Here is a 21027-nt window from a genome sequence, read left to right as displayed (position 1 = left end):
GGAACGTGTGGGGTGCGCCACGTTGCGCTTCCCCGGGATCCGACGTACCGCGACGGGGGGCCAAAACGGCTCCCCGATCCGGACATTGACGAACGTAGCGCCGAACGGCCGGGTGCGGTACAACAGTCGGCCAGCCTACCCCGGACGACACGCCGGAGAGATCACGGGGACCTTTCCCTCCGCCTTCCGGAGAGCAGGAAAGCGACCGAGCGTTCGCGTTCCGACCAGGCACTCGTGTCCAGGTCGACGCATTGCAGCAGGGCGCACTCCACGTCGTACCCGCCGGCTTCGAGGGCGGCCCCGATGGCCTCGGCGCCGTCGCGGGTGGCGGCGTGCGCGACGATGCGCTCCGGGCGGCGGTCGGCGCACGCGGCGACCACCTCCGCTCCCCCGCCCCCGACGCGCACGACGTCGGGCTCGGGCAGCGACTCCAGGACGTGCGGGGCGCGGCCCGCGACGACCTGGAGCTGGACGCCGAAGCGGCGGGCGGTGGACTCGGTGCGGGCGCAGGCGGCCGGATCGGCGTCGACGGCGATGACGGCGGCGCCGAACCGGGCGGCCTCGGCGGCGAGCGCCCCGGCGCCGCAGCCGATGTCCCAGACCAGGTCGCCGGTGCGGGGCCCGAGCCGGGCGAGCTGGGCGGCGCGCAGGTCGGCGGATTCGCCCGCGCCGAGCCCCTCCCCGTACTCGTGGGCGGGCAGCGCCCAGCCCCGGACCCCTCGCGCGGGGGCCGGTTCGCGGCCGGCGATCCAGCCCGGGCCCGGCGCGGCGCCGTGGCCGCCGCCGATCACGATGACCACGTTGGGGTCGCGCCAGGCGTGGTCGGGGACCTTGTCCGAGGTGAGGACGGTGACCTGCTCGCGGTCGCTGCCCAGCTCCTCGCAGATGACGAAGGTGCGGTGGACGCCGTCGAGGAGCAGGGCGAGTTCGGCGGGCCCGGCGCCCGGCGAGGTGAGGACGGCGACCTTGGTGTGCGCCCGGCAGACGTTGACGGCCCGGCGCAGCGTACGCGGGTGGGCGACCACGATCTCGGCGTCGTCCCACGGCATCGCGGCCCGGGCGAACGCGGCGGCCACCGAGGAGACGGCGGGCACCACTTCGACCTCCAGGCCGTGCTCGGGGGCGCGCAGGGTGCGGACGACGCCGAAGAACCCCGGGTCGCCGTCGGCGAGGACCACGGCGCTGCCCCGGTGTCCGGCGATGCGGCGGGCGGCGAGGTCGACGCTGCCGAGCCGGATCCGCTCGGCGCGCGGGGGCACTTCGGGCAGCGCCAGGTGGTGGGCGGCCCCGGCCACCAGGGTGGCGGCGGACAGCGCGGACCTGGCCGCTGCGGTGAGGGGCGAGCCGTCCCAGCCGATCACCGTGACGCGGTCGGCCATCGTCGTCAGTCTCCTGGAGTTGTCGCAGGTCGGGGCGGCCCCACTGGGCCCGGCCACGGTGAGGGTACCTGGTGCGGGCCGCCCGGGGGCAGGCTCGTGCGGGCGGTCGCCGGGTCAGTTCCAGTCGGCGTACGAGGCGTATCCGGCGTCCGCGAGCTGGTCGGCGGCGCCCTCCAGGTCCTCGGGCAGCAGGCTCCACACGATCATGTCGGTGCGGATGTCCGTCCAGCCTCCGTCCGCAGTCTGCGTCCGCGCTATGCAGGCGTTGCGCAGCACGCCCTCGCTGATGCAGCCGATCTTCTGCGCGACCTGCTGGGAGGCGGTGTTGTCGGCGGCGGTCCGCAGCTCCATCCGCTCGAACTCCTGGGCGCGGAAGAGCCATTGGGCGGTGGCCAGGGCGGCCTCGCAGGCATAGCCCTCGCCGCGGGCCCAGGGCGCGATGATGTACGAGATCTGGGCGGAGCGCACCCGCCAGTCGGTCCCGTCGAGCTGGACGACGCCGACGAGGCGCTGGGTGAGGAGCTCGGTGACGGCGAAGTCGATGCCGCGCCCGGCGGCGCGCTGGGCCGGGGCGTACTCGGTGACCCAGGTGCGGGCGGCGGCCTCCGTGTAGGGCTGCGGCACGGCGGTCCAGGCGGCGACGAGGTCGTCGTTCATCATGGCGGCCAGGTCGGGGATGTCGTCCTCGTCCATCGGGCGCAGCACCAGCCGGTCGGTGCTGATGGAGATGTCCGGGAAGACCGGGGTCTGGCTAGTCATGTTCCGCTCCATGCCGGGGGACGGTCGTCAGGCCGTAAAGGCACAGCATGCAGCATCGGGCCGAGGACGTGCATGGCCGGGGCACGCGCCCGGGCGGGGCGGGCGCGCCGGGGCCCCGCACACCGTTCGGCGTGCGGGGCCCCGGCGTCACCTCGGGAACCGTCCCGGAGCGTCAGGACGCGGCGCCGAAGGCCGGGATGACCGAGCCCTGGTACTTGTCCTGGATGAACTTCTTGACCTCGTCGGAGTTCAGGAGCTTGGCGAGCTTCTGGATCCGCGGGTCGGCCTCCTCGCCCTTCTTGACGGCGAGGAAGTTGGCGTACGGGTTGCCCTCCGCCTTCTCCAGGACGAGCGCGTCCTTGGCCGGGCTGAGCTTGGCCTCGATGGCGTAGTTGCCGTTGATGACGGCGGCGTCGACGTCGTTCAGGGCGCGGGGCAGCGTGGCGGCCTCGATCTCCTTGAACTTCAGGCCCTTGCTGTCCTTGATGTCGGAGAGCTTGGCGGAGGTGCCGACGCCGTCCTTGAGGGTGATCAGGCCGTTGCCCGCGAGCAGCTGGAGGGCGCGGCCCTCGTTGGTGGTGTCGTTGGGGACGGCGATCGTCTGGCCGGAGGTGATCTCCTTGACCGACTTGACCTTCTTGGAGTAGAGGCCGAGCGGCTCCAGCTCCACGTTCACGACGGGGACGATCGTCGTGTGGTTCTTCTTGTTGAAGTCGTCCAGGTACGGCTTGTGCTGGAAGAAGTTGGCGTCGACCTGGCCCTGCTGGGTGGCGGTGTTCGGCAGGACGTAGTCCGTGAACTCCTTCACCTCCAGCTTGAGTCCGGCCTTCTCCGCGAGGTTCTTCTTCACGAAGTTCAGGATGTCGGCGTGCGGCGTCGGGGACGCGGCGACGACGAGCGCCTTGGAGGTGTCGGCCGAGGCGCCCTTGGCGCTCGACGACTTGGGGTCGGAGGAGGTGCCGCAGGCGGTGAGGCCGAGGGCGAGGGCGGCGGTGGCCGCGGCGGCGACGGTGAGCTTGATGTTCTTACGCACGAAAAGTGCCTCTTTCTGGTGGTGCGGTGGATCGCCCGGACAAGGAGTGCGGGCTCTGGGGAGGAGGTTCAGGAGGTGCGGCCCCGGCGGGCCAGCAGCCGCACGGCGCCGTCGCCGAGCAGCTGGACCACGGTGACGATGGCGATCAGGACCGCGACGGTGATGAGCATGAACTGCGTCTCGAAGCGCTGGAAGCCGTAGGTGATGGCCTTGGAGCCGAGGCCCTCGCCGCCGACCGCGCCGGCCATCGCCGAGTAGCTGACCAGGGTGATCACGGTGGTGGTGAGTCCGGCGATCAGCGAGGGCAGGGCCTGCGGGAGCAGCACCTTCCCCACGATGGTCGGCACCCCGCCGCCCATCGACTGGACGGCCTCGACCAGACCGTGGTCCACCTCGCGAATCGCGGTCTCCACCAGCCGGGCGAAGAACGGGATGGCGCCGACGGCCAGCGGGACGATCATCGCGGTCGGGCCGATGAAGGTGCCGACCACCCAGGTGGTGAACGGGATCAGCGCGATCAGCAGGATGATGAACGGCATCGAGCGGCCGATGTTCACGATCACGCCGATGACCTTGTTCAGCGGGCGGTTCTGGAGCAGCCCGCCCTTGTCGGTCAGGACCAGCAGGACGCCCAGCGGCAGTCCGCCCGCGACCGTGACGAGGGTGGACCACAGCACCATGTAGAGGGTGTCGACGGTTCCCTGGGACAGCAGCGGCTGCATCTCGGACCAGCTCACTTGGCACCTTCCTTGACCAGCGCGGCGGCCTGCGCCGGGATTTCCACTTCGGCGTCGACCACGTCGACCTGGAGCCCCTGCTCGCGCAGGAAGCCGACCGGGACGACGTTCTCCTCGTACCGTCCGGGCAGCTCGATGCGCATCCGGCCGATCTGCCGGCCGCCGACGGTGTCCATGGCGGCGCCGAGGATCGAGATGTCGATGTTGTACGTACGGGACAGCTGGGAGATCACCGGCTGGGTGGCGGCCTCGCCGTGGAAGGTGACGTCCACGACGGTCCGCTCGGGGCCGGTGGCCTCGCCGGTGACCGGGAACAGCTCGGTGGCGAGCTCGGAGCCGGGGGTGGCGAGCAGCTCGCCGACCGTGCCGGACTCCACGATCCGGCCGCCCTTCATCAGCGCGGCCGAGTCGCAGACCGTCTTGACGACGTCCATCTCGTGGGTGATCAGCAGGACGGTGAGGCCGAGCTGCTGGTTGAGGTCGCGCAGCAGCTGGAGGATCGAGCGGGTGGTCTCCGGGTCGAGGGCGCTGGTCGCCTCGTCGGAGAGCAGCACCTTGGGGTCGCCGGCCAGGGCGCGGGCGATGCCGACGCGCTGCTTCTGGCCGCCGGAGAGCTGGGCGGGGTACGCCTTGGCCTTGTCGGCGAGGCCGACCAGGTCGAGGAGTTCGAGGGCCTTGCGCGAGCGCTCCTTGCCGGAGACGCCGAGGATCTCCAGGGGCAGCTCGATGTTGTCCTGCACATTGCGCGCGGACAGCAGGTTGAAGTGCTGGAAGACCATGCCGATGCGGCTGCGCGCCCGGCGCAGCTCCTTGCCGGCGCGCCGGCCGCGGCCGGCCAGGGCCGTGAGGTCGACGCCGTCGACGGTCACCGTGCCGGTGGTCGGCCGCTCCAGGAGGTTCACACAGCGGATGAGGGAGGACTTTCCGGCGCCGCTCTGGCCGATGACGCCGAAGACCTCGCCCTCGCGGACGTGCAGGTCGACGCCGTCGAGGGCGGTGACCTCTCGGCCGCGCGACTGATAGACCTTGGTGAGGCCCGTAGTGGTGATCACAGGATTTCCGTCACTGTCGAGTGCGCGGCGCGGTGTCCGCCGGGCACGGGGCATTCGTGTTCGGGACGCGTCACAGCCACATCGGTGGTAACCGGGGAGGCAGGTGTGCGCGGGCATGGCTCATGGGTCTCGCTTCGGGGCGCGAGGCTCAGGCGGGGGCCCTCAGAAGGCGCACATTCGACACATACAACGAGCACCGGGCGCGGTCATCGCCTCGGTCGCAAGGGTGCGGCTGCTCGTCGTGGTCATGAATGAAGTAAAGCAGAAGGAGCGAAGGACCGATCAGAGTTGTCCGAATAGCGGACATCATCCGGTCGTCATACGGACGGAACGGGGGCCACCCGCCACCGCCCCGGCGCGCCGCTCCGGGCCGCCGGAATACCTCTTTCCCCCCTCTGGCCTGGGCCGACGCGGCGGTCCGCGCCCCGGGAGCGGGCCCGGCGGCGGGGACGCCCGCGCCGCCGCCCTGTGGCCAAGGCCACGGCGGCCGGGCCGGGCGCATCGGGCGCTTCGGGCCGTAATACGCTCGTTCCCATGCTTGACGCCCTGACGGTCGCGGTCGCCGCCGCCGCGCTCGCCCTCGCCGCCTGGTGCGGCTTCGCCGCCTACCGGGACCAGCCCACCAAGGACTGGCACTTCATCGGCATGGCCGTCGTCTCGGTGCTGGCCCTGGCCCAGCTGGTGGTCGGCGTCGTCCAGCTCGGCCGGGGCGAGCGGCCCGACCAGGGGATGGCGATCTTCATCGCCTATCTGGTGGGCTCGTTCGCGGCGGTCCCGGCCGCCGGGCTGCTCTCGCTGAGCGAGCGGACCAAGTGGGGCTCGGTGACGGTCTCGGCCGGCGCGGTGGTGCTCGCGGTCCTCGAAGTGCGTCTCTACGACATCTGGGGAGGGTGACCGTGGCCGAGCCCGCCACCGAATCCACCGGGCGGAACGAGTCCGCCCCCAAGAAGCTGGGCAGCGGCCCGGGCCGGGTGCTGGTCTGGTTCTACGGGGTGTTCACCGTGGCCGCCGCCTCGCGCTCGGCCGTCCAGATGATCCAGGACTTCGGCAGGGCGCCGCTGGCGTACGTGCTGTCCGCCGTGGCCGCCGTGGTCTACGGGTTCATCACGTACTCGCTGGTGCGCGGCGGCGAGCGGCTGCGGCGCACCGCGCTGGTGTGCTGCGCGGCCGAGCTGGTCTTCGTGCTGACCGTGGGCACCTGGACGCTGGCGGACAAGTCGGCGTTCCCGGACGCCACGGTGTGGTCGGACTACGGCGCGGGCTATCTGCTGATCCCGGTGATCCTGCCGGTCCTCGGCATGCTGTGGCTGCGCCGCAACAGGACGGCCGCCGCCTGATTCGGCGGCGGCCCGGCGTACTAGGCGCTGGCCACGAACTGGCGGGCCGTCGCCTCCTTCTCCAGGGTGACCAGCGACAGGCCGGGGCTCACCGGCTCGGTGGCCACCGGCGCGTAGCCGTGCTTGCGGTACAGGCGCAGGTTGGACTCGCTGCGGTGGCCGGTGAAGAGCCGGAACCGCTTGGCGGACAGCTCGCCCGCGAAGTGACGCTCTATGGCGTCGAGCAGCCGGCCCCCCAGCCCGTGGCCCTGCATCCGGGGGTGCACGATCAGCTTGTCGATCCGGCCGGTCCCCGACGCGTCGACGCTGCCGCGCACGGAGGCGACCACCTCGTCGCCGAGCCGGGCCACCAGCGCGTAGCCGCCGCCGAGCTCGGCGCGCAGGCCGTCGAGGGTCTGGGTGAGCGGCTCGATGGAGTAGTCGCCGTACAGCTCCGCCTCGCTCTGGTAGCAGAGGTACTGAAGCTTGAGGATCTGCTCGCAGTCGCCTTCACGCGCCGCAGAGATGGTCACGCTCATGCCCATGTGTGCATGCCTTCCGCTCACCTGTCCGCCGGTTGTCTAACGCTCCATTCCCCGCAGGCCAGGAGCCGCAACCTCCGCCGCGAGCATTCTGCGCAGGCATCCCAGGCAACGGGAACGCATCGGCCCCAGACTCCCCTGTGAGATATCCAACTCCCCTGCGATTTCTCGGTAAGTGGGGTCGCTGGGCGACAGAAGTGCGGTCAGCAGCCGGGGACAGTTCCCGGGAGTTCTGGCCACGGCCGTACGCAGCGCCCGGCTCAGCTCCTCGCTGAGAACCGTGCGCTCGGGGCCCGTTTCCGGGTCCGCGGCCGGTTCGGCGGCGAACGGCTGTTCGTTGCGGGCCCGTCTGCGGGCCCGGCGCACTTCCGCCCGAACGGCCCAGCGCACCCAGGGCACGGGGTCCGCCGGACGGCTCTCCAGGAGCCGCACCCAGACGTCCTGTTCGAGGTCGGCGGGGTCGACTCCGGCACCCGGCGCCTCGGCGGCGGCCTCGGCGGCCAGCAGCGGGCTCAGCTCTTTGACGAGGTCCATGCCGGGCGGGACGCGACCGCCGCCGAGGACGGTTTCGACGGCGGTCGCATGTCACCCGTAAGTGCGGGCCCGTACGCGAGTGCGAGGCGGGCGCCTAGCGCCCCGCGCGGAAGTCGGCCGCGGCGAGGAGCGCCGTGTCCGCGTTGTCGGAGAAGACCGCGTCGATGCCGGTCGCGAAGTACGTCTTGAACGCCCCGAACGCGTCGCCGTAGGCATTGGGGTCGGTGCCCCGCCGGTACTCGGCCGGCAGGAAGGTGTTCTCGTTGCGCATCGTGTACGGGTGCAGGACCAGCCCGCGCGCATGGGCGTCGGCGACCAGCGTGGTCGGCTCGGTGAGGCGGCCCGCCGCGTCCTTGGGGATGATCAGGTCGAGGGTCGGGCCGATGCCCCGCGCGTAGGAGGCGATCCACTTCAGGCCCGCGGGCTTGACCAGGTCGTCGGTGGTGCGCGGGTCGCCGCTCACCACGAAGTCCCACGGCTTGGTGCCGGTGCCGGAGAGCAGCACCACCCCCGGGGTGTCCACCAGCCGGCTCAGCCGCTGGATGCTGCTCGGCTCGAACGACTGGAGGAACTGCGGGGAGTCGGCGCGGTGGCGCCCGTACCGGCGCAGCAGCCCGGCCACCCGGTCCTCGAGCGGCAGGCCGAGCCGGCGGAAGTACGTGGGGTGCTTGGTCTCGGTGTGCAGCCAGATCCGGCGGCCCAGCCGGCGGCCCTCGCGCTCGGCCCACTGGAGGACCTCCTCGAAGGTGGGCACGGACCAGCGGCCGTCGTAGAGCGTGTTGCGCTGGCGCACGGCCGGCAGCCGCTCCTTGGCCCGCAGGGTCTTCAGCTCGGCGAGCGTGAAGTCCTCGGTGAACCAGCCGGTGACGGCGGTGCCGTCCACGGTCTTGGTGGCCTTGCGCCCGGCGAACTCGCGGCGGTCGGCGACATCGGTGGTGGCGGTGATGTCGTTCTCGTGACGGCAGACCAGGTGTCCGTCCTTGGTGGGGACCAGGTCCTGCTCGATCACGTGGGCGCCCGAGTCGAGGGCCAGCTGGTACGAGCCGAGGGTGTGCTCCGGCCGGTAGCCGGCGGTGCCGCGGTGACCGATGACGTACGGGACCGGCAGGTCCTTGTACGAGCCGTGGCGGCCCGCCGCGTCCTGCCGCTCCCGGGGCCGCGCCTGCGCCGCCGCGGCGGGCAGTCCGGCCGCCGCCGTGCCGAGTACGGCCGCGCCGAGGAGGGTGCGCCGCCCGGGGCTCATCCGCTCACCCTGTGTCATGAAGGCTCCTTCGCCGAGTTCTGCCGAGTCCTGCCAGGTGGAAGGGGTCGAGCGTAGGCGGACGCCCCTTACCTGCGGGAGCCCTCCCGGCCAAGCGCGGACCAACGTGGCGCAAACTCACGTCAACATCGCGTATCCACTCCGTGAACCCGATGTGCGATCAGAGGTGACCCGCGAGTATCGTCCTCACCTGCGCCGCCCTCGGCCCGCGCAGACCCCGTCAGCCCACGAACCCGGAGGAAGAGTTGTCCCGACTCGCGCTCATCAAGGCAGTGCTCGGACCGATCATGCGTCTGATGTTCCGCCCGCAGGTGGAGGGCGTGGAGAAGATCCCCGGCACGGGGCCGGTGATCCTCGCGGGCAACCATCTGACCTTCATCGACTCGATGATCCTGCCGATCTGCCTGGACCGTCAGGTGTTCTTCATCGGCAAGGACGAGTACGTCACGGGCAAGGGCCTCAAGGGCCGTCTGATGGCGTGGTTCTTCACCGGCGTCGGCATGATCCCGGTCAACCGCGACGGCGGGCACGGCGGTGTCGCCGCGCTGATGACGGGCCGTCAGGTCCTGGAGGAGGGGAAGGTGTTCAGCATCTACCCCGAGGGCACCCGCTCCCCCGACGGCCGGCTGTACCGGGGCCGCACCGGCATCGCCCGGCTGACCCTGATGACCGGCGCGCCCGTCGTCCCGTTCGCCATGATCGGCACCGACAAGATCCAGCCGGGCGGGGCCGGGCTGCCCCGGCCGGGCAAGGTGACGGTCCGGTTCGGCGAGCCGATGGAGTTCTCCCGGTACGAGGGCATGGACCGCGACCGCTATGTGCTGCGGGCGGTCACCGACTCCGTGATGGCGGAGGTCATGCGGCTGTCCGGCCAGGAGTACGTCGACATGTACGCCACGAAGGCGAAGGCCGCGTAGCCGCGCGACCGGCCCACGCAGGACGGCCCGCGGCCAAAGGACTGTCGGTCCTCCGGCCGCGGGCCGTCCTGCGTGCGGTCCCCGCGCCCCGCAAGGGGGTCACGGGTGCTCCAGGCCCTCCTCCAGGCGCTGGCCCCGCAGCAGGAACCAGGCCGCCACCGCCGTGGCGAACAGCACCGCGCTGCCCACCGCCGCCGCCGTCTGGAAGCCGTCCGTGAACGCGTCCCGGGCGGCGGACAGCATCGGGGCCGCCTGCTCGGGCGGCAGCGTCGCCGCCGCCTCGACCGCGCCGCCCAGCGAGTCGTGGGCCGAGGCGGACACGTCCGCGGGCAGGCCCGGGGGCGCGGTGAAGTCCCGGTAGATGCCGGTCACCACGGACCCCAGCAGCGCGATGCCCAGCGCGGCGCCCAGCTCGTACGCGGTCTCCGAGACGGCCGAGGCCGAACCCGCCTGCTCCTTCGGCACGCTGGAGAGGATCACGTCCGCGGTGACCGTGAAGGCGAGACCGGCGCCGAGGCCGCCCACGAAGAGGGCGACGCCGAGCGCCAGGACGCCCGTGCCGGCCGATATGGCCATACAGGCCGCCAGGGCCGCGCCCACCGCCGCGAGTCCCGCGGCCACCGCGCTGCGCACCGAGGCCCGGCGGGCCAGATAGCCCGCCGCGAGCCCCGCGCCCACCGCGCCGACGGCCGCCGGCAGTTCGATCAGACCGGCCTCCAGCGGCGAGCGCACCTGGACCAGCTGGAGGAACTGCGAGAGGAAGAAGACCAGTCCGGACAGGCCCAGGATGGTCAGCAGATCGGCCAGGACGGCGGCGGAGAAGCCCCGGTTGTGGAAGAGCCGCATGTCCAGCAGGGGTGAGGCGAGCGTCAGCTGGCGGCGTACGAACCAGACGAGCGCCAGCACGCCGAGCAGGCCCACCGCGGCGATCTCCCAGCCGAAGCCGTTCACCGCCGCCTCCTTGACCGCGTACACGATCGCGACCATGCCGACGAGCGAGAGCACCACGCTGAGCAGGTCCCACGGCCCCGGGGCGGGGTTGCGGGACTCGGGGAGCAGCTTGATGCCGACGAGCACGAGCACGGCCATCACCGGCAGATTGATCAGGAAGACCGAGCCCCACCAGAAGTTCTCCAGCAGGAAGCCGCCGACGACCGGGCCGACCGCCGCGCCCGCCGAGGCCGCGGCGCCCCAGATGCCGACGGCCAGGCTGCGCTCGCGCGGGTCGTGGAAGATGTTCCGGATCAGCGCCAGGGTGGACGGCATCAGGGTCGCGCCCGCCACACCGAGCAGCGCCCGTGCGGCGATCATCATCTCGGGGCTGGAGGCGTAGGCGTTGAGCACCGAGACCGCGCCGAAGGCCACGGCGCCGCAGAGCAGCAGCCGCTTGCGGCCGATGCGGTCGCCGAGGCTGCCCATGGAGACGAGCAGACCGGCGATGACGAACGAGTAGACGTCACCGATCCACAGCAGCTGCGGGCCGGAGGGCTTGAGGTCCTCGCTGAGGAACGGGGTGGCGAGGCCCAGCACGGTCGCGTCGACCGCGACGAGCAGCACGGCGAGGACGAGGACGGCGAGCGCCAGCCAGCGGCCCGGGTGGCGCGCCTCGTGGCCCGTCTCGGCCAACCGGTCGGTACTGGTCATTTCTCCACGCTCCGTCGTGCTCCGCCGAGCAGCAACTCGACGATCATGTACTGGAAGTCCTTGCCCGCGACCCGGCCGTCCTGCACGGCCCAGGCGCAGGTGCCGATGAGGCCGTAGAGCGCCTCGGTGAGCCAGGCCGGGGTGAGGTCGATGCGGAAGTCGCCCTGCTCCTGGCCGCGCCGGAAGAGCGCGGCGACGCGGGCGTCCAGACGGGCCCACCCCTCGTTCACGCGGTCGCCCTCGAAGAGCTGGTTCTCGGTGACCAGGAAGGAGAGCAGCCCGGCCGCGGGCTCGACCTCGGCGACCAGCCGCCGCAGCGCGTCGGGGGCGGACCCCTCGTCGAGCCGGGCGGCGTCCATGGCGCCCTCCAGCTGGCGGATGCTCTGTGCCTCCAGCGCGCGCACCAGCGCGTCCCGTCCGGCGAAGTGGCGGTGCAGGGTGGCCCGCCCGATGCCGGCGGCGCGCGCCACCTCGTCCATCGTGGCGGTCGCTTTACGGGAGAGCAGGGCCGCCGCCGTACGCAGCACCTGGTCACGGTCCACAGTCATGAGACAACCATAGCCTGAATGAGACGTCAATGTCTCATTCGGAGCACTGACACCTCATCGGTCGAGCACAACCGCCCACCGAGCCCGCCCCTGGCCCCTGACCCCTGACCCCTGGTGGAACTAATCGATCGACCGGTCGGTCCCCGCTCAATAGCCTGGTCCCGCACTGACCGCCCCCTCGAAAGGAACCATCCGTGACCGACGACCGCGTCGCGCCGCCCCTGCTCGCCGACGAGCGCGAGACGCTGCGGGCCTTCCTGGACTACCACCGCGCGACGCTCGCGATGAAGTGCGAGGGCCTCACCGACGAGCAGCTCCGCACCACCTCGATGCCGCCGTCCACGCTCTCCCTGCTCGGCCTGGTGCGGCACATGGCGGAGGTCGAGCGCACCTGGTTCCGCAAGGTCGTCCATGCCGAGGACATCGCGCTCGTCTACTCGGACGAGAACGACTACCAGGTGGCGTACGACGCGAGCGGCGCCACCCGCGCCGACGCCTTCGCCCGCTGGCAGGCCGAGGTGGAGCACTCCCGCCGCATCGAACGGGAGGCCGCCTCCCTGGACACGGTCGTGCACGCGGCCCGCTGGGACACCGACGTCTCGCTGCGGCTGGTGCTGGTGCACGTCCTGCTGGAGTACGCGCGCCACAACGGCCACGCCGACTTCCTGCGCGAGGGCATCGACGGGACCGTCGGGGCGTAGCGGTCCGGACACGGCGAAGGGCCGGACCCTCCCGTCGGGGAGCGTCCGGCCCTGGGCCCGGTCGCAGGCGTCAGCGGCTCGCGCGGCGCCGCCTGCGCAGCAGCACGATCGGGGCGGCGCCCAGCAGACCGAGCGCGCCCGGCGCGGCGGCGGCCACCGTGCCGATGCCCGACTGGCCGAAGGTGCTGGGCACCGGGAGCGTGTTCAGCCGGTCCAGCGGCCAGGCGACCACCAGCGCGCGGCCCACCACCTTGTCGACCGGCACCGAGCCGCCGCCCGGCTGGTCCTGGTGGTAGCGGGAGTCCGCCGAGTTCTGCCGGTGGTCGCCCATGACCCAGATGCGGTCCTTGGGCACGGTCACCTTGAACTGGCTCTCCGGGTCCGTGCTGCACGGGGTGTTCCCGGCGAAGACGTACGGCTCGTTCAGGGCGTGGCCGTTGACCTTCAGGGGGCCGGTGCCCTTGCACTCGACGGTGTCACCGCCGACCGCGACGACCCGCTTGATCAGGTCCTTCTCCTCGGCGGACGGCATGAGCCCGACGAAGCTGAGCACCTTCTGGACGGCGTTGGGCTGCGGGGTGGGCTCGCCCTGGAGCCAGTTGCCCGGGTCGTGGAAGACGACGACCTCGCCGCGCTCCGGCTTCGAGCCGAACCAGGGCGTGAGTTTGTCGACCAGGACGCGGTCGCCGCGCTGGAGGGTGTTCTGCATCGAGTCCGAGGGGATCGAGAACGCCTGCACCAGGAACGTCTTGATCAGCAGCGCCAGCACCAGCGCGATGCCGATGAGCAGCGGCAGCTCCTTCCAGAAGGAGCGCTGCCGCTTGGCCTTCGGCGCCTCGGCGGCGGGCTCGGCCGCCTCCTCGCCCGGGTGCGCGGGGTCCGCCGGCCCCCCGGGACCCACGGGCCGGTCCAGCCCCTCGGGTCCCTCCTGGGGCCGCTCGGCCTCTCCGTGTCCTTCTTGCGCGCCGACCGCCACGTCCCCCACGTCCACTCCCTCACCGCTGAAGGAACCAATGGTCGCACGAAACGGGTGCCGCTGATCGACATCGGCGGCGCACTCCATCCGTACGGGGCATGCGCGGCGCGCACACCCCGTACCGCGGGTCCTACCCCTTGGCGGTGGCCCAGGCGTGCTGGACCGCCAGGTCGGCCTTCACCTCGGCGAGTTGCACGGCGACGGCGGAGGGGGCGGTGCCGCCGCGGCCGTTGCGCGAGGCCAGCGCGCCGGGGACGTCGAGGACGGTGCGCACCTGCGGGGTGAGCCGGTCGGAGATCTTCGCGAACTGCTCGTCGGTCAGCTCGTCGAGCTCCTTGCCGTCCGCCTCGGCGGCCTTGACGCACTCCCCCGCGACCTCGTGCGCCACCCGGAACGGCACGCCCTGCTTGACCAGCCATTCGGCGATGTCGGTGGCGAGCGAGAAGCCCGCGGGCGCCAGCTCCTCCATCCGCTCCCGGTTGACCGTGAGGGTCGCCATCATGCCGGTGAACGCGGGGAGCAGGACCTCCAGCTGGTCGCAGGAGTCGAAGACCGGCTCCTTGTCCTCCTGGAGGTCACGGTTGTACGCCAGCGGCAGCGCCTTCAGCGTCGCCAGCAGCCCGGTGAGGTTGCCGATCAGCCGGCCGGACTTGCCGCGCGCCAGCTCCGCGATGTCCGGGTTCTTCTTCTGCGGCATGATCGAGGAGCCGGTGGAGAAGGCGTCGTGCAGGGTGACGAAGGAGAACTCCTTCGTGTTCCAGATGATGACCTCCTCGGCGATCCGGGAGAGGTTGACGCCGATCATCGCGGTGATGAAGGCGAACTCCGCCACGAAGTCCCGCGAGGCCGTGCCGTCGATGGAGTTGCCGACGCTGCCGTGCTCGAAGCCGAGGTCCCGGGCCACCGCCTCGGGGTCCAGGCCCAGGCTGCTGCCCGCGAGCGCGCCCGAGCCGTACGGCGAGACCGCCGTGCGCGTGTCCCACTGCCGCAGCCGCTCGGCGTCCCGCGACAGCGACTGGACGTGCGCCAGTACGTGGTGGGCGAAGAGGACCGGCTGGGCGTGCTGGAGGTGGGTGCGGCCGGGCATCGCCACGTCCGGGTGCGCCTCGGCGAGGCCGACCAGCGCGTCCTGGAGCTCGGCGACCAGCCCGCCGATGATCCGGGCGTGGTCGCGCAGGTACATCCGGAAGAGGGTGGCCACCTGGTCGTTGCGGGAGCGGCCGGCCCGCAGCTTGCCGCCGAGGTCGGGGCCGAGCCGCTCCAACAGGCCCCGCTCCAGGGCGGTGTGCACGTCCTCGTCGGCGATGGTGCCGGTGAAGGAGCCGTCGGCGACATCGGCCTCCAGCAGGTCGAGACCGGCGATCATGCGCTGGAGTTCGTCGGCCGTGAGCAGGCCCGCCGTGTGCAGCACGCGCGCGTGGGCGCGGGAGCCGGCGATGTCGTACGGCGCCAGCCGCCAGTCGAAGTGGACCGACGCGGACAGCTTCGCCAGCGCCTCGGCGGGACCGTCGGCGAAACGGCCGCCCCAGAGGCGGACGTCACCGTTGTTGCTGCTCACAGCTGTTGCTCCTCACAAGGGTGGATGTAGGTGCCGCCTCCCCGCCGCGGAGGATCGGGGAGGCGGCACCTACCGCGAGTCGTCGTTGCGCCGGGTCCGCGTCGGGCTACGCCTGCAGATCACGCCGCGCGGCGATCTTCGAGGAGAGGCCGAAGATCTCGATGAAGCCCTGCGCCTTGGACTGGTCGAAGGTGTCGCCCGAGTCGTAGGTGGCGAGGTTGAAGTCGTACAGCGACTCCTCGGACTTCCGGCCGGTGACGACGGCACGACCGCCGTGCAGGGTCATCCGGATGTCGCCGGTGACGTGCTGGTTGGCCTCGTTGATGAAGCCGTCCAGGGCGCGCTTGAGCGGGGAGAACCACAGGCCGTCGTAGACCATCTCGCCCCAGCGCTGCTCGACCTGCCGCTTGTAGCGGGCCAGTTCGCGCTCGACGGTGACGTTCTCCAGCTCCTGGTGGGCGGTGATCAGCGCGATCGCGCCGGGCGCCTCGTACACCTCGCGGGACTTGATGCCGACGAGCCGGTCCTCGACCATGTCGATCCGGCCGATGCCCTGGGCGCCCGCCCGCTCGTTGAGCTGCTGGATGGCCTGGAGGACGGTGACGGGGCGGCCGTCGATGGCGACCGGGACGCCCTCCTTGAAGGAGATGACGACCTCGTCGGCCTCGCGGGCGGTGGCCGGGTTCGAGGTGTACTCGTAGATGTCCTCGATCGGCGCGTTCCAGATGTCCTCCAGGAAGCCGGTCTCGACGGCCCGCCCGAAGACGTTCTGGTCGATCGAGTACGGGGACTTCTTGGTGGTGGCGATGGGGAGGTTCTTGGCCTCGCAGAAGGCGATCGCCTTGTCCCGGGTCATCGCGTAGTCACGGACCGGGGCGATGCACTTCAGGTCCGGGCCGAGGGCGGCGATGCCGGCCTCGAAGCGCACCTGGTCGTTGCCCTTGCCGGTGCAGCCGTGGGCCACGATCGAGGCGTCGTGCTTCTTCGCGGCGGCCACCAGGTGCTTGACGATGGTCGGCCGGGAGAGGGCGGAGACCAGCGGGTACCGGTCCATGTAGAGGGCGTTGGCCTTGATCGCCGGGAGGCAGTACTCGTCGGCGAACTCGTTCCTGGCGTCCGCGACCTCGGCCTCGACGGCACCGCAGGCGAGCGCGCGCTTGCGGATGACGTCCAGGTCCTCGCCGCCCTGGCCGACGTCCACGGCAACGGCGATGACCTCGGCGCCCGTCTCCTCGGCGATCCAGCCGATGGCGACGGAGGTGTCCAGACCGCCCGAGTAGGCGAGTACGACGCGCTCGGTCACGGGTTTCTCCTTACGGTGCATTCGGTGATGGGTATAACTATGCAGTGGTCCGTATGTTTTGTCAACGCGCGCCGTGAGGGGTGCCGCCGCCCGGGAAGAACGGCCCGCACGGGCGGGGCGGCAGTGGGGTCCCCCGGGGGGACGGCGGCACGGGGGCCGCGTACGGTCGGCCCATGATGCGTACCGCTCTCGCACTCGGCGCGGCCCTGCTCGCGCTCGCGGCCCCGGCCGCCACGGCGGACACCGCCCGCCCCTTCCCCGCCCCGAACCTGCCCAACCGGATGGCCGACACCGGCGGCGGCACCCAGCTGATCACCGCCGAGGCACCCGCAACCGGCTCCACCACGGGCCGGGTGACCTGGTGGAACAAGCGCGGGCCGCTGTGGGTGGAGGCGGGCCGGGCCGACGCGCGGTTCGGCGCCAACGGGCTGGTCGAGGGCACCGCCCGCAAGCAGAGCACCAGCACCACACCGACCGGCCTCTACGACCTGCCGTACGCCTTCGGCACCACGGCCGCGCCCGCCGGGACGCGCTACTCCTACCGCCGCGCCACCGACAGGTCCTGGTGGTGCGAGGACACCGCCGCGCAGGCGTACAACCGCTGGGTGGAGGGGCTGCCCGCGGACTGCCGCGCGAGCGAGTCGGAGCGGATCGCCGCGTTCCCCACGCAGTACGCCCGCGCACTGGTGGTCGGGTTCAACTACGACCAGCCGGTGCGCGGGCGCGGTGCCGGGATCTTCCTGCACGTCAACGGAAAGGGCGCGACGGCCGGTTGCGTCTCCGTCCCGGCCGACGCGATGGCCCGCATCCTGGCCTGGGCGGACCCGGCCGAACACCCCCACATCGCGATCGGCACGGCGTCCGGGCCGACCGCGCTCACCCGTTACTGAGACCGGCCGGGGGGCGCGGGCGGTCTCCGGGCCGAACGGCCCCCCGGCTAGCGGTCGTTCTGCGCCAGCCGCAGCAGATGGTCCGCCAGCGCCTGGCCGCCCGCCGGGTCCCGGCTGATCAGCATCAGGGTGTCGTCACCCGCGATCGTGCCGAGGATGTCGTGGAGTTCGGCCTGGTCGATGGCCGAGGCGAGGAACTGGGCGGCGCCCGGCGGGGTGCGCAGCACCACCAGGTTGGCGGACGCCTCCGCGGAGATCAGCAGCTCCGCGGAGAGCCGGCGCATCCGCTCCTCCTTGGCCGACTCGCCGAGGGGGGCCTTGGGCGTGCGGAAGCCGCCCTCGCTGGGCACCGCGTAGATCAGCTCGCCGCCGGTGTTGCGGATCTTCACCGCGCCCAGCTCGTCGAGGTCGCGGGAGAGCGTCGCCTGGGTGACGCTCAGCCCGTCGTCCGCGAGCAGCTTGGCCAGCTGGCTCTGGGACCGCACCGGCTGCCGGTTGAGGATGTCCACGATCCGGCGGTGGCGGGCGGTGCGGGTCTGCGGTACGGCGGGGCCGCCGAGCTCTTGGTCCTGCGCCTCGTCGGTCATCGTCGTCTCATTCTCCGGATCTTCCGTCCCCGTTGGTCACCGCTGCGAGGACACCGGGCAGCGCCCCGAGGAACGAGTCCACCTCCGCGTCACCGATGATCAGCGGCGGCATCAGCCGTACGACATCGGGGGCGGGCACGTTGACGAGGAACCCGGCGTCCTGGGCCGCACGCTGCACCTGAGCTGCGACGGCCTCGGTGAGCACGATACCCAGCAGCAGGCCCGCACCGCGGACATGGGAGACCAGCGGGTGCGCCAGTGCCTCGATTCCGTCGCGCAGCCGCTCCCCCAGCCGCTTCACGTCGTCGAGCACGCCGTCGGCCGCCAGCGTGTCGAGAACGGCGAGTCCGGCCGCGCAGGCGACCGGGTTCCCGCCGAAGGTGGTGCCGTGCTGTCCTGGCCGGAAAAGGTCGGCGGCGGGTCCGAAGGCGACGGTCGCGCCGATCGGCAGCCCGCCGCCCAGCCCCTTGGCGAGGGTGACGACATCGGGCAGTACGCCCTCGTGCTGCTGGTACTCGAACCAGGTGCCGGTGCGCCCGATGCCGGTCTGCACCTCGTCGAGGACGAGCAGCGTGCCGGTGGCCGAGGTGATCTCGCGGGCCGCCCGCAGATAGCCCTCGGGCGGGACGACCACGCCGTTCTCGCCCTGGATCGGCTCGATGACGACCAGCGCGGTCTCCTCGGTGACCGCGGCCCGCAGCGCCTCGGCGTCCCCGTACGGAACGTGCGTGACGTCGCCGGGCAGCGGCCGGAACGGGCCCTGCTTCCCCGGCTGGCCGGTGAGCGCGAGCGCGCCCATGGTCCGGCCGTGGAAGCCGCCCTCGGTGGCGACCATGCGGGTGCGCCCGGTCAGCCGGCCGATCTTGAAAGCGCCCTCGTTGGCCTCGGCGCCGGAGTTGCAGAAGAAGACCCGGCCCGGCCGGCCGAAGAGCTGGAGCAGCCGTTCGGCGAGCGCGACCGGGGGCTCGGCGACATAGAGGTTGGAGACGTGGCCGAGCGAGGAGATCTGGCGGGAAACCGCCGCCACGACCGCCGGGTGGGCGTGGCCGAGGGCGTTCACCGCGATGCCGCCCACGAAGTCGGCGTACTCGGTGCCGTCCTCGGCCCACACCCTGGCGCCCTCGCCGCGCACCAGGGCGAGCGGCGGGGTGCCGTAGTTGTCCGTCATGACCTGCTGCCACCGCTGGGTGAGGCCGCTCATGGTTCCCCCTGTCCGTCCGGCACGACCATGGTGCCGATGCCTTCGTCGGTGAAGATCTCCAGCAGGATCGAGTGCTGGACGCGCCCGTCGATCACGCGCGCGGTGTGCACGCCGTTGCGCACCGCGAACAGACAGCCCTCCATCTTGGGGACCATCCCGCTGGAGAGGTCGGGCAGCAGCTTCTCCAGCTGGCTCGCGGTGAGCCTGCTGATGACGTCGTCGCTGTGCGGCCAGTCCTCGTACAGCCCCTCGACGTCGGTGAGGACCATCAGGGTCTCGGCGCCCAGCGCAGCCGCAAGAGCCGCAGCCGCCGTATCAGCATTGACGTTGTAGACATGTCCGTCGTCCTGGGAGCGGGCGATCGAGGAGATCACCGGGATCCGGCCGTCCGCGAGGAGGGCCTCGATGGCGCCGGTGTCGATCGCGGTGATCTCGCCGACCCGGCCGATGTCGACGAGCTCGCCGTCGATCTCGGGGCGGTGCTGGGTGGCGGTTATCGTGTGCGCGTCCTCGCCGGTCAGGCCGACGGCGAGCGGGCCGTGCTGGTTGAGCAGCCCGACGAGCTCGCGCTGGACCTGCCCGGCGAGCACCATCCGTACGACGTCCATGGCCTCGGGCGTGGTGACGCGCAGGCCCGCCTTGAACTCGCTGACCAGGCCGTGCTTGTCCAGCTGGGCGCTGATCTGGGGGCCGCCGCCGTGCACCACGACCGGGCGCAGACCGGCGTGGCGCAGGAAGACGACGTCCTGGGCGAAGGCGGCCTTGAGCTCGTCGTCGACCATGGCGTTGCCGCCGAACTTGATGACGACGGTCCTGCCGTGGTGCCGGGTCAGCCAGGGCAGCGCCTCGATGAGGATCTGCGCCTTGGGCAGGGCGGTGTGCTTTCGTGTGGTCATGAGCTGTACGCGCTGTTCTCGTGGACGTAGTCGGCGGTCAGGTCGTTGGCCCAGATGACGACGGGCTCGGCGGAACCGGCCGCGAGGTCGGCGGTGATCCGGACCTCCCGGTAGCGCATGTCGACGAGGTCGCGGTCCTCGCCGACCGAGCCGTTCCTGCACACCCAGACGTCGTTGATGGCGACGTTGAGCAGGTCCGGGTCGAAGGCGGCCTTCGTGGTGCCGATGGCGGAGAGCACCCGCCCCCAGTTGGGGTCCTCGCCGTGGATGGCGCACTTGAGGAGGTTGTTGCGGGCGATGGAGCGTCCCACCTCGACGGCGTCCTCCTCGCTCGCGGCGTTCACGACCTCGATGCGGATGTCCTTGCTGGCGCCCTCGGCGTCCCCGATGAGCTGGCGCGCCAGGTCGTCGCAGACCTCCCGTACGGCCTCGGCGAACTCCGCGTGGCCGGGAGTGGTTCCGGAGGCTCCGGAGGCGAGCAGCAGCACCGTGTCGTTGGTGGACATGCAGCCGTCGGAGTCGACCCGGTCGAAGGTGGTCCGGGTGGCGTCGCGCAGGGCGCGGTCCAGCTCCGGGGCGTCCAGGTCGGCGTCGGTGGTGAGGACGACCAGCATGGTGGCGAGGCCGGGGGCGAGCATGCCCGCGCCCTTGGCCATGCCGCCCACGGTCCAGCCGTTCCGGCCGGCCACGGACGTCTTGTGGACGGTGTCGGTGGTCTTGATGGCGATGGCGGCCTTCTCGCCGCCGTGCGCGGAGAGTTCGGCGGCGGCCTTCTCGATGCCCGGCAGCAGCTTGTCCATCGGCAGCGTCACACCGATGAGCCCGGTCGACGCGACGGCGACCTCGCCCGCGCTGTGCCCGGCCAGCACCTCGGCGGCCTTCTCGGCGGTGGCGTGGGTGTCCTGGAAGCCCCGCGGGCCCGTACAGGCGTTGGCGCCGCCGGAGTTGAGGACGACCGCGGTGACCGCGCCGCCCTTGAGGACCTGCTGGGACCACAGCACGGGGGCGGCCTTGACGCGGTTGGAGGTGAAGACGCCCGCGGCGGCTCGGCGCGGCCCCTCGTTGACCACGAGGGCCAGGTCCGGGTTGCCGTTCTCCTTGATCCCGGCGGCGATGCCCGCCGCCGTGAATCCCTTGGCTGCCGTGACGCTCACTTCGTCTCCTCGTTCGCTTCGCCGTCCGCGCGGCACGCC

22 protein-coding genes are annotated in these 21027 nt (G+C 71.9%); 5 read left to right on the top strand and 17 right to left on the bottom strand.

What is annotated here, in order from left to right; translation table 11 throughout:
* Positions 1–161: 161 nt before the first annotated feature.
* The 5 genes from cbiE to AB5J87_RS28945 all read right to left on the bottom strand — a co-directional run bounded on the left by cbiE (position 162) and on the right by AB5J87_RS28945 (position 4960).
* Positions 162–1379: a precorrin-6y C5,15-methyltransferase (decarboxylating) subunit CbiE gene (gene cbiE / locus AB5J87_RS28965; RefSeq protein WP_369380745.1), complete on the bottom strand. Its 1218-nt coding sequence runs from the start codon at positions 1377–1379 to the stop codon at positions 162–164.
* A gap of 114 nt (positions 1380–1493) precedes the next feature.
* Positions 1494–2138, bottom strand: coding sequence for a GNAT family N-acetyltransferase (locus AB5J87_RS28960; protein WP_369380743.1), 645 nt, complete (start codon positions 2136–2138; stop codon positions 1494–1496).
* A gap of 172 nt (positions 2139–2310) precedes the next feature.
* On the bottom strand, positions 2311–3171 hold the full coding sequence (locus AB5J87_RS28955) for a MetQ/NlpA family ABC transporter substrate-binding protein (RefSeq protein ID WP_369380741.1): 861 nt from the start codon (positions 3169–3171) through the stop codon (positions 2311–2313).
* Between the two features lie 68 nt (positions 3172–3239).
* The gene (locus AB5J87_RS28950; RefSeq protein WP_369380739.1) at positions 3240–3908 is read right to left on the bottom strand and encodes a methionine ABC transporter permease; all 669 of its coding nucleotides are present in this window, start codon (positions 3906–3908) and stop codon (positions 3240–3242) included.
* A complete protein-coding gene (locus tag AB5J87_RS28945) occupies positions 3905–4960 on the bottom strand; it encodes a methionine ABC transporter ATP-binding protein (RefSeq protein ID WP_369380737.1) in 1056 nt (351 codons plus the stop codon). The genes AB5J87_RS28950 and AB5J87_RS28945 overlap by 4 nt, the downstream gene beginning before the upstream one ends.
* 534 nt (positions 4961–5494) lie before the next feature.
* Here AB5J87_RS28945 and AB5J87_RS28940 point away from each other — a divergent pair.
* Together AB5J87_RS28940 and AB5J87_RS28935 are read left to right on the top strand one after the other, a co-directional pair.
* Positions 5495–5854 carry a hypothetical protein gene (locus AB5J87_RS28940; protein WP_361374866.1) on the top strand — a complete coding sequence of 120 codons (360 nt, stop codon included), beginning with the start codon at positions 5495–5497 and terminating at the stop codon, positions 5852–5854.
* A 2-nt stretch (positions 5855–5856) separates the two neighbouring features.
* Positions 5857–6297, top strand: coding sequence for a hypothetical protein (locus AB5J87_RS28935; protein WP_369380736.1), 441 nt, complete (start codon positions 5857–5859; stop codon positions 6295–6297).
* Between the two features lie 20 nt (positions 6298–6317).
* On the opposite strand, the gene AB5J87_RS28930 is transcribed toward AB5J87_RS28935, so the two are convergent.
* The 3 genes from AB5J87_RS28930 to AB5J87_RS28920 all read right to left on the bottom strand — a co-directional run bounded on the left by AB5J87_RS28930 (position 6318) and on the right by AB5J87_RS28920 (position 8613).
* Positions 6318–6821, bottom strand: coding sequence for a GNAT family N-acetyltransferase (locus AB5J87_RS28930; protein ID WP_369380735.1), 504 nt, complete (start codon positions 6819–6821; stop codon positions 6318–6320).
* Positions 6822–6857: 36 nt separating this feature from the next.
* Positions 6858–7352, bottom strand: a complete 495-nt coding sequence (locus AB5J87_RS28925) for a sigma-70 family RNA polymerase sigma factor (RefSeq protein WP_369380734.1) — start codon at positions 7350–7352, stop codon at positions 6858–6860.
* Between the two features lie 94 nt (positions 7353–7446).
* Entirely contained in the window at positions 7447–8613 is a 1167-nt protein-coding gene (locus AB5J87_RS28920; RefSeq protein WP_369380733.1) for a glycerophosphodiester phosphodiesterase, read from the bottom strand.
* 245 nt (positions 8614–8858) lie between these two features.
* On the opposite strand from AB5J87_RS28920, the gene AB5J87_RS28915 reads away from it, so the two are divergent.
* Positions 8859–9530 carry a lysophospholipid acyltransferase family protein gene (locus AB5J87_RS28915; protein ID WP_369380730.1) on the top strand — a complete coding sequence of 224 codons (672 nt, stop codon included), beginning with the start codon at positions 8859–8861 and terminating at the stop codon, positions 9528–9530.
* A gap of 99 nt (positions 9531–9629) precedes the next feature.
* On the opposite strand, the gene AB5J87_RS28910 is transcribed toward AB5J87_RS28915, so the two are convergent.
* A complete protein-coding gene (locus AB5J87_RS28910) occupies positions 9630–11174 on the bottom strand; it encodes an MFS transporter (protein WP_369380727.1) in 1545 nt (514 codons plus the stop codon).
* Entirely contained in the window at positions 11171–11722 is a 552-nt protein-coding gene (locus AB5J87_RS28905) for a TetR/AcrR family transcriptional regulator (protein WP_369380725.1), read from the bottom strand. The genes AB5J87_RS28910 and AB5J87_RS28905 overlap by 4 nt, the downstream gene beginning before the upstream one ends.
* Before the next feature lie 194 nt (positions 11723–11916).
* Here AB5J87_RS28905 and AB5J87_RS28900 point away from each other — a divergent pair, with 194 nt between their 5' ends.
* Positions 11917–12423: a DinB family protein gene (locus AB5J87_RS28900; protein WP_369380723.1), complete on the top strand. Its 507-nt coding sequence runs from the start codon at positions 11917–11919 to the stop codon at positions 12421–12423.
* A 70-nt stretch (positions 12424–12493) separates the two neighbouring features.
* On the opposite strand, the gene lepB is transcribed toward AB5J87_RS28900, so the two are convergent.
* The 3 genes from lepB to AB5J87_RS28885 form a co-directional block, all read right to left on the bottom strand.
* On the bottom strand, positions 12494–13408 hold the full coding sequence (gene lepB / locus AB5J87_RS28895) for a signal peptidase I (protein WP_369380720.1): 915 nt from the start codon (positions 13406–13408) through the stop codon (positions 12494–12496).
* Between the two features lie 121 nt (positions 13409–13529).
* Positions 13530–14957, bottom strand: coding sequence for an argininosuccinate lyase (argH, locus tag AB5J87_RS28890; protein ID WP_369380717.1), 1428 nt, complete (start codon positions 14955–14957; stop codon positions 13530–13532).
* Positions 14958–15063: 106 nt separating this feature from the next.
* Positions 15064–16260, bottom strand: coding sequence for an argininosuccinate synthase (locus AB5J87_RS28885; protein ID WP_369380715.1), 1197 nt, complete (start codon positions 16258–16260; stop codon positions 15064–15066).
* 176 nt (positions 16261–16436) lie between these two features.
* Between AB5J87_RS28885 and AB5J87_RS28880 the strand changes: the two genes are divergently transcribed.
* Positions 16437–17150: a L,D-transpeptidase gene (locus AB5J87_RS28880; protein ID WP_369383701.1), complete on the top strand. Its 714-nt coding sequence runs from the start codon at positions 16437–16439 to the stop codon at positions 17148–17150.
* 47 nt (positions 17151–17197) lie between these two features.
* Here the strand turns inward: AB5J87_RS28880 and AB5J87_RS28875 are convergent, their stop codons facing one another.
* From AB5J87_RS28875 to argJ, 4 genes are read right to left on the bottom strand one after another with little or no spacing between them, the layout of a single operon-like run.
* Positions 17198–17737: an arginine repressor gene (locus AB5J87_RS28875; RefSeq protein ID WP_190089598.1), complete on the bottom strand. Its 540-nt coding sequence runs from the start codon at positions 17735–17737 to the stop codon at positions 17198–17200.
* Positions 17738–17744: 7 nt separating this feature from the next.
* The gene (locus AB5J87_RS28870; protein WP_369380713.1) at positions 17745–18938 is read right to left on the bottom strand and encodes an acetylornithine transaminase; all 1194 of its coding nucleotides are present in this window, start codon (positions 18936–18938) and stop codon (positions 17745–17747) included.
* Positions 18935–19834 carry an acetylglutamate kinase gene (argB, locus tag AB5J87_RS28865; protein WP_369380711.1) on the bottom strand — a complete coding sequence of 300 codons (900 nt, stop codon included), beginning with the start codon at positions 19832–19834 and terminating at the stop codon, positions 18935–18937. The genes AB5J87_RS28870 and argB overlap by 4 nt, the downstream gene beginning before the upstream one ends.
* Positions 19831–20988 (bottom strand): bifunctional glutamate N-acetyltransferase/amino-acid acetyltransferase ArgJ, encoded by a 1158-nt coding sequence (gene argJ, locus AB5J87_RS28860; protein WP_369380709.1) that lies wholly within the window; start codon positions 20986–20988, stop codon positions 19831–19833. The genes argB and argJ overlap by 4 nt, the downstream gene beginning before the upstream one ends.
* Positions 20989–21027: the final 39 nt, after the last annotated feature.

The organism is Streptomyces sp. cg36, from assembly GCF_041080675.1.
Classification (GTDB): Bacteria; Actinomycetota; Actinomycetes; order Streptomycetales; family Streptomycetaceae; genus Streptomyces.
The sequence above is the reverse complement of the archived record's forward strand: the minus strand, read 5'-3'. Positions and strand labels throughout refer to the sequence as shown.

Coding starts and splice junctions, on each gene's coding strand:
- cbiE (WP_369380745.1), bottom strand. CDS start 1,379: ATGGCCGACCGCGTCACGGTGATCGGCTGGGACGGCTCGCCCCTCACC.
- AB5J87_RS28960 (WP_369380743.1), bottom strand. CDS start 2,138: ATGACTAGCCAGACCCCGGTCTTCCCGGACATCTCCATCAGCACCGAC.
- AB5J87_RS28940 (WP_361374866.1), top strand. CDS start 5,495: ATGCTTGACGCCCTGACGGTCGCGGTCGCCGCCGCCGCGCTCGCCCTC.
- AB5J87_RS28930 (WP_369380735.1), bottom strand. CDS start 6,821: ATGGGCATGAGCGTGACCATCTCTGCGGCGCGTGAAGGCGACTGCGAG.
- AB5J87_RS28925 (WP_369380734.1), bottom strand. CDS start 7,352: ATGGACCTCGTCAAAGAGCTGAGCCCGCTGCTGGCCGCCGAGGCCGCC.
- AB5J87_RS28920 (WP_369380733.1), bottom strand. CDS start 8,613: ATGACACAGGGTGAGCGGATGAGCCCCGGGCGGCGCACCCTCCTCGGC.
- AB5J87_RS28910 (WP_369380727.1), bottom strand. CDS start 11,174: ATGACCAGTACCGACCGGTTGGCCGAGACGGGCCACGAGGCGCGCCAC.
- AB5J87_RS28905 (WP_369380725.1), bottom strand. CDS start 11,722: ATGACTGTGGACCGTGACCAGGTGCTGCGTACGGCGGCGGCCCTGCTC.
- AB5J87_RS28880 (WP_369383701.1), top strand. CDS start 16,437: ATGCGTACCGCTCTCGCACTCGGCGCGGCCCTGCTCGCGCTCGCGGCC.
- AB5J87_RS28875 (WP_190089598.1), bottom strand. CDS start 17,737: ATGACCGACGAGGCGCAGGACCAAGAGCTCGGCGGCCCCGCCGTACCG.
- AB5J87_RS28870 (WP_369380713.1), bottom strand. CDS start 18,938: ATGAGCGGCCTCACCCAGCGGTGGCAGCAGGTCATGACGGACAACTAC.
- argB (WP_369380711.1), bottom strand. CDS start 19,834: ATGACCACACGAAAGCACACCGCCCTGCCCAAGGCGCAGATCCTCATC.